The sequence below is a fragment of the Asanoa sp. NPDC050611 genome (assembly GCF_040654855.1).
Lineage (GTDB): Bacteria > Actinomycetota > Actinomycetes > Mycobacteriales > Micromonosporaceae > Asanoa.
In genome coordinates this window covers 1-6286 of sequence record NZ_JBFAIU010000396.1, presented here as the reverse complement: position 1 = coordinate 6286, position 6286 = coordinate 1, and the positions used below count along the sequence as shown (strand labels likewise).

The following is a 6286-nucleotide window of genomic DNA, read 5'->3' as shown; positions in this document are numbered from 1 at the left end:
GTCCAGGCCCGCCATGATGTTCAGCGGGACGGTCAGCTCCTTCGCCAGGGTCGCGATCGTCGCGGCGTCGGTCACGCCGGGGACGAACACACCGTCGGCGCCGGCGGCGACGTACGCGGCCGCACGGTCGAGCGTCTCGGTGAGCCTCGTTTCCGGGTCGCCGAGCTGGCGCAGGTAGGTGTCGATCCGGGCGTTGACGAACAGCTCCGGGCCGCCGACCTGCCGGGCGGTCCGGATCCGTTCGGTGTGCTCGGCCGTCGGCGCGGTGCCGTCCTCGAGGTTGACCCCGACCGCGCCGGCTTCCCGCACCATGCGGATCGTGCCTTCGACGTCGCCGTAGCCGGCTTCGACGTCGGCGGTGACCGGGACGCCGACGGCGGCGACGATCCGGGCGATCACGTCCAGCGCCTCCTGCTGCCCGAGGCCGCCGTCGTCCTCAGTGCCGAGACCCCACGCGACGCCGGCACTGGTCGTGGCGATCGCCGCGGCGCCGGCCTTCTCGATGATGCGGGCACTGGCGACGTCCCAGGCGTTGGGGAGCACGAGCGGTTGGCCGGGGCGGTGGTGCAGTGAGCGGAAATCGGTCATGCGGTCCAGCCAACCGTGTGTACGCCGGCGGGTCCGGCGGTTTTCGGACGTCTACGGCAGCCAGACCCAGTCGGCTCGGTCGTAGAGGTGGGTGAGGCCGGCCCGGGCCATGTTGTTGAGCGACGGGTTGCTGCCCGCGACCGCGGGGCTGTCGGTCTCGCTGACGACCCAACGGCATCCGCGCTCGGCGGCGTAGGTCGCCCGGACCGAGATCAGGGCCGACTGGATGCCGCGGCGGCGATGGGTGGCCGTCGTGGCGGCGGAGTGGAACTGCGCGGTCTCGCCACGGGTGAACACGCTGGCCACGGCGACGAGGTGGTGGCCGTCCCAGGCACCGAACGCCTGGAAGTCGTCCTGGCGGGCAGCCGCGGCCGTGACGGCGGCCAGGTGCGGGTCGGGCACCTCGAACAGCTCCCAGACCAGGGCGGCCCACTCGTCGAGCCGGTCCTTCTCGACGGGCCCGACACGCAGGTCGGTGGTCGCGGGCTTGACGGCATCGACCTCGCCGACGAACTTCGCGGTCGTGTCACCGCGGGTGAGGCCGTGCCGCTCCACGATCGCGTCCCAGTCGTCCGGGAGGAGATCCGGCGCGATCTGGATGTGACAGGCCGGGCTGTCTCGCTGCCGGTGGAAGTCGATCACCTCGGCGACGAGGTCGTCGGTGACCGGCTCGGCGGCGCCGAGCGCGAGGGCGCGGTTGAAGTGACCGCCGGCGGGGTCGTCGCGCAACGAGATCACCACACCGCCGCCGATCCGAGCGGTGTCCACACCAAGCGCTGAGCGGGCGGCCTCGGGTGCGACCTCGCCGAGCCGGTACGTCACCTCGGCCTCGACCAGTTCGGCCGTCCGGGTCAGGTCTGACATCACGGCGTGATCCAAGCGGTCGCGGGTTACGCCCGGATGATCGCGCGCCGGAATGTGACAGGAATCGCGCCCCGGTCAGCCGTTGCTCGGGCTGTCGATCCCGCGCGCGGCGAACGAGGCGGCCACCTGGTCGAAGGCGGTGACCGCGAGCTCGACCCGGGTGGCGGCGTCCGCGAGCGGCAGGTCGAGCTGCGGGTCGAAGCCGGGCAGCCCGGTCACGCGCTCGACCGCCTCGCCGAGCCGGTAGATCAGTTGGACGATCTGCCGCGCGTCGTCGCCGCGGTACCAGTAGGGCACCGTGATCTCCGCTTCGGTGGCGTGGTAGCTGAGCTGGATGCCGGTGGACTCGTGGTCGAGCGCGTAGTTGTTGTCGCCCTCGAACTCGGACACCTCGCCGAGGACCTGCTCGGCCGCCGCCACGAGGCGGGTCCAGACGTCGGCGCTCGGACGCGTCGCGTCGTGGTCGGCGGCCGCTTCGACGGCGTCGATCGCCTCTTCCCAGGTCTGATCCGCACCCTTGGGCAGGAAGATCAGGTCGTAGCTCATGGCGCCGTACCGTACCGGGTGGACCAAACCAGGCAGGACAAGGACCGCGCCCACAACGCGCCTAGTTGAGGGTTCTCAGGATCTCGATCAACGCGGTGGTGGCGGGCGGGTCCGGCGGGTCGCCGTAGGTGGCGGTGTAGATCCGGCGGGGACTTTCCGCGAGTGGCGTGGCGTAGACGCCTGGCGCCCGGTGCGCGCGCAGGGCGAGTCCGTTGACGATCGCGACACCCATACCGGCACCGACCAGCGCCTGGGTGATGACGGTGTCGTCGCAGAAGTAGGCGATGCGTGGTGCGAAGCCGGCGCGCTCGCAGGCGCTGATGGTGGCGGCTCGGCAGCGTTCGCAGCCGCCGACCCAGGCGGAGTCGCGGTGGTCTTCGAGGCGCTGATCGGGCCGGTCACTGACGAGGTAGACGGGGTCGTCCAGCAGGTGGGTGAGCCGGAATCCCGCCGCTTCGTCCGGAGGGGTGTCGGCGTTGCGGAAGATCAGGGCGATGTCGACCTGCCCCGACCGCAGCATCCCCAGGCCGTCGACGGGGTGAGCGTCCACGATGTTCAGTTCGATTCCCGGGTACGACTGGGACAGCGCGGCGGCTGCCTTCGGCACCAGAGTGCTGAGGACCGTTTGAAAACCGGCGAGCCGCACCCGTCCGGCCCGCAGTCCCACGCGGGCGGCCAACTCGACCGACGCGGCGTCCAGTCGCCCCAGGATCTCGGTCGCCCGTTGGGCGAGGAGCTCCCCTTCGGGCGTGAGCCGGATCCCGCGACCCACCCGCTGGACGAGCTTGGCTCCAGTGGTGGCCTCCAGCCGCCCCAGGTGATGACTGACCGATGGCTGCGAGTAGCGCAGCTCGTTCGCAGCTTTGGTCACCGATCTGTGGCGGGCGACCGCCTCCAGCACTTTGAGGTGGGTGAGGTTCAGCATGCATCAACTTTATCTATGAGACTTAGGCGAAGTTGGCATTAGACGTCATGGCACCGGGCTGCGAGTATCGCTTGCACGACCGAGCGTTGACCGTCAATGGCCGAAGGAGCAGCAACCATGTCCCGTGTCCGCGTCCAGAACTTCTGCATCTCTCTCGACGGTTTCGGTACCGGCGAAGGCCAGAGCGCCGATTTGCATTTCGGCCACGCCGGGGACCGGCTGCACCAATGGATGTTCGGCACCCGGTATTGGCAGCCCGGCGGTAGCGACGGCGTCGACAACGCCTTCGCGCAGCAGTTCGCTCCCGGGGTCGGCGCTGAGATCATGGGTGCCGGGAAGTTCGGCCACCCCGGATGGCACGAGGACCCGGAGTGGAAGGGCGCCTGGGGTCCCAACCCGCCGTTCCACACTCCTGTCTTCGTACTCACCCATCACACACGCCCGCCGATTGAGATGGAGGGCGGCACGACGTTCCATTTCCTCGACGCGTCTCCGGCCGAGGCGCTGAAGACGGCCCGTGAGGCCGCCGGCGACCTGGACATCCGTCTCGGCGGAGGACCCAGCATGATCCGCGACTTCCTTGCCGCCGGGCTGGTCGACCACATGCACGTCGTGGTGGTCCCGATCCTGCTCGGCCGGGGTGTACGCCTCTGGGACGGGCTCGAGGGCATCGAGCAGAACTACCGGGTCGAGGCCGTCTCCTCGCCCAGCGGCGTCACCCATATGACGTTCACCCGGATCGGCTCCTGAACCTTGGCGCCCCGGCACTCGCGATCAGGCGTCTCGCCGCCTTCTCAGACCGCGTTCGGTTTACGCGTCTCGGGTGGGCGCGGCAGGGTTCGAACCTGCGACTTCTCGCTTGTAAGGCGAGTGCTCTACCGCTGAGCTACGCGCCCGTTCGGTTGCTCTACGGTAACGGTTCCGGTCAATGGCCACGGTTTCCCGTTCTCGGGCCGGGGTCCTGCGGGAGCCGCTCCTAGCGTCCCGCGGATGGACTCGTTCATACGCACCTCCCGCGCCGCGGACTCGCTCTCGAGCTGGCTGCGGCGGATGACCTTCGTGGACCTGCTGCCGCACCAGGTCGTGGCGGAGATCCACCGACATGTCATGGCCTGGGCCGAGCTCGTCCGTCCGCGACCGGGCGACCCACCGATCGCCGTCGGTGTCGAGGGCGGCGACGGGGCGGCGGCCGATCCGCTGCCGGGCACCGTCGCGTTGTGGGTGCGGTGGCAGGACTCCGCCGACCCGATCCCGGCGGCCGTCGGGCTGGTCACCGTCGTGACGACGAGCCGCGTCGTCGACGGCCGGACGCGCTGGTCCGCCCGGCGCTCCTGCCGGGCGAGGACCCGCAAGGGCCTCCCCTGCCCGATCGGCCCGCGCCCCTCGGGCCTGTGCCACGTCCACGACCCGACGGTCCAATGTGGCGCGACGCGGCGCGACGGCCACCGGTGTGCCGCACCCACCGGCGGGGTGCGCTGCCGCACGCACCGCGACGCGACGGGCCTACGGCACGACGCGGGTGCCCGGGGTGTCGCCGGGCAGCCGTGACATGTCGTTCTCGAGGGCGGCACGGGCGTGCTGCCGAGCTCGCTGCCGTCGGCGGCGTAGGCGGTCCAGCGGATACGCGACCACGGCGAACACCAGCACCACGACGATGCCGGCGACGACGCCGTGCCAGAGCGCGGCCGGCTTGCTGGCCACGCTGCCGCCGCTGAGCGCGTCGGCCACCGCCCAGCCCGCGGCGGCAGCCGCGGCAGCCGCGGTCACGCCGACCAGCAGGGCCCGTCCGAAGCCGGCCAGCGCGGCGCCGCCGGCCCGGCGGTGCACCGCCAGCACCAGCAGCGCGCCGAGCACGAGCATGCCGATCGAGTTGGCCAGGGTCAGGGCGAGCAGCCTGCGGTCGGTGGCCAGGCCGGCGGCGAGCACCACCGCCGCCACGGAGACGGTGGCCCAGCCGATCGCGGTCGCGGTGGCGGCGGGGCGGGGCAGGCCGCGGGCGTACAGGGCGCGGGTCAGGATCGCGAACAGGCCGTAGCCGACGAGGCCCGGCGCGAAGCCGGCGACCGCACCGCCCAGCCCCGCCAGCGCGAAGAAGCCGGCGACGGGTTCGGCCACCGCGAACAGCGCGGCCGCGCCCAGGCAGGTCAGCAGCAGCACGCCGCGGGTGGCCGGGGCGAGCCGCTCCCGGTAGCCGGCGTGGTCGCCGGTGCTGTGTGCGGTGGCCAGCGTCGGGTACACGGCCGTCGCCACCGGCACCGCGAGGATCGCCCAGGGCAGCAGGTAGACCGCCTGGGCGACGGTGAACACCACGACCGTGCCCTCGGGGCCGTGGTTGGCCAGCCGCAGCGTGACGATGACCGCGACCTGCTGGAGGCCGACGGTGACGACCCCGGCGCCGGCGAGTCGCAGGGCGTGCCGGCCCGCGCCCGCCGGGAACCGCCAGGCCGGGCGCAGCCGCAGGCCGAGGTCGCGCACCGGGAAGACCAGGCTCAGCGAGAGCACCACGACCCCGAGCGTCGTGCCGACGGCGAGGATGAGCTGGCCGCCGACCCCGACCCCGGGTACGTCGGCCCGGGCGCCCTCGACGGCCGCGAACAGCCCGTACGTCGCGGCGACGACCACGCTGGACAGCAGCGGCGCGATGACCGGCCACGCGAACCGCCGGTGCGACTGGAGCACGCCGGTCAGCACGATGCCGATCCCGTACAACGGGAGCTGTGGTGCGAAGATTCGCAACATCAGCACACCGGCGTCGTGCGCGGCGGCCGGCAGGTTGCCCGCGAGCCCGTCGATGATCGGCCCGGCCAGCAGCGCCACCACGACGGCGAGCGGCACGAGCAGCGTCAGCGTCCAGGTCAGCAGCGCGGCGACGGTGCCCGCCTCGGTGCGCCGGTCACCCGCCGCGACCGCGCCGGCCAGCAGCGGCACGACCAGGGCCGCGAGCGCGCCACCCGCGACGATCTCGAAGATGATGTTGGGGACGGTGTTCGCGGTGACGTAGGCGGTGCCGAGCAGCGTCGAGCCGACGAACCAGCCGAGCACGGCGGTGCGCCCGAAGCCGGCGATCCGGCTCAGCACGGTGAGGCCGCCGATCAGGCCGGCGGAGCGGGCGACCCGCGGCGGGGGGACGGCGGCTCTCGGAGGGGTGGACACGCTCACGTCGTCAGGGGCGCCGTCCGAGGGCGTCCAACTCGCGCAGCACCGGCGTCTGGTGGATGACCTGGGTGAAGCTGACCCGCTCGCTGGCCGCGGTGAGCCCGGCCAGCCCGGCGAGCAGGGCGGCCCGCCCGACCCGGCCGGAGCGGGCGGCCCGCGCGACGCCGACCCTCCCGCCGCACGCGTAGGCGCCGGCGTCGCCGCGCA

The 6286-nt window shown here is 72.5% G+C and carries 7 protein-coding genes, 1 tRNA gene and 1 pseudogene; 2 read left to right on the top strand and 7 right to left on the bottom strand.

Annotated features, from left to right (window positions below):
• The 4 genes from AB0H87_RS36235 to AB0H87_RS36220 all read right to left on the bottom strand — a co-directional run.
• The coding region (locus AB0H87_RS36235) for an isocitrate lyase/phosphoenolpyruvate mutase family protein (protein WP_360156435.1) at positions 1-588 on the bottom strand (588 nt) is incomplete at its 3' end.
• A 51-nt stretch (positions 589-639) separates the two neighbouring features.
• Complete coding sequence (locus AB0H87_RS36230) at positions 640-1452, bottom strand: GNAT family N-acetyltransferase (RefSeq protein WP_360156432.1); 813 nt, start codon at positions 1450-1452, stop codon at positions 640-642.
• 75 nt (positions 1453-1527) lie between these two features.
• Entirely contained in the window at positions 1528-1998 is a 471-nt protein-coding gene (locus AB0H87_RS36225) for a hypothetical protein (RefSeq protein ID WP_360156429.1), read from the bottom strand.
• A gap of 61 nt (positions 1999-2059) precedes the next feature.
• On the bottom strand, positions 2060-2923 hold the full coding sequence (locus AB0H87_RS36220; RefSeq protein ID WP_360156426.1) for a LysR family transcriptional regulator: 864 nt from the start codon (positions 2921-2923) through the stop codon (positions 2060-2062).
• 96 nt (positions 2924-3019) lie between these two features.
• Between AB0H87_RS36220 and AB0H87_RS36215 the strand changes: the two genes are divergently transcribed.
• Positions 3020-3673 carry a dihydrofolate reductase family protein gene (locus AB0H87_RS36215; protein WP_360156423.1) on the top strand — a complete coding sequence of 218 codons (654 nt, stop codon included), beginning with the start codon at positions 3020-3022 and terminating at the stop codon, positions 3671-3673.
• A gap of 74 nt (positions 3674-3747) precedes the next feature.
• Here AB0H87_RS36215 and AB0H87_RS36210 read toward each other — a convergent pair.
• Positions 3748-3819 (bottom strand) — tRNA-Val (locus tag AB0H87_RS36210).
• A 94-nt stretch (positions 3820-3913) separates the two neighbouring features.
• On the opposite strand from AB0H87_RS36210, the gene AB0H87_RS36205 reads away from it, so the two are divergent.
• Positions 3914-4471, top strand: a complete 558-nt coding sequence (locus tag AB0H87_RS36205) for a hypothetical protein (RefSeq protein WP_360156420.1) — start codon at positions 3914-3916, stop codon at positions 4469-4471.
• Here AB0H87_RS36205 and AB0H87_RS36200 read toward each other — a convergent pair.
• Together AB0H87_RS36200 and AB0H87_RS36195 are read right to left on the bottom strand one after the other, a co-directional pair.
• Complete coding sequence (locus AB0H87_RS36200; RefSeq protein WP_360156417.1) at positions 4427-6076, bottom strand: lipid II flippase MurJ; 1650 nt, start codon at positions 6074-6076, stop codon at positions 4427-4429. The genes AB0H87_RS36205 and AB0H87_RS36200 overlap by 45 nt on opposite strands.
• Before the next feature lie 10 nt (positions 6077-6086).
• Positions 6087-6286: pseudogene (locus AB0H87_RS36195) on the bottom strand (hypothetical protein); the annotation flags it as partial.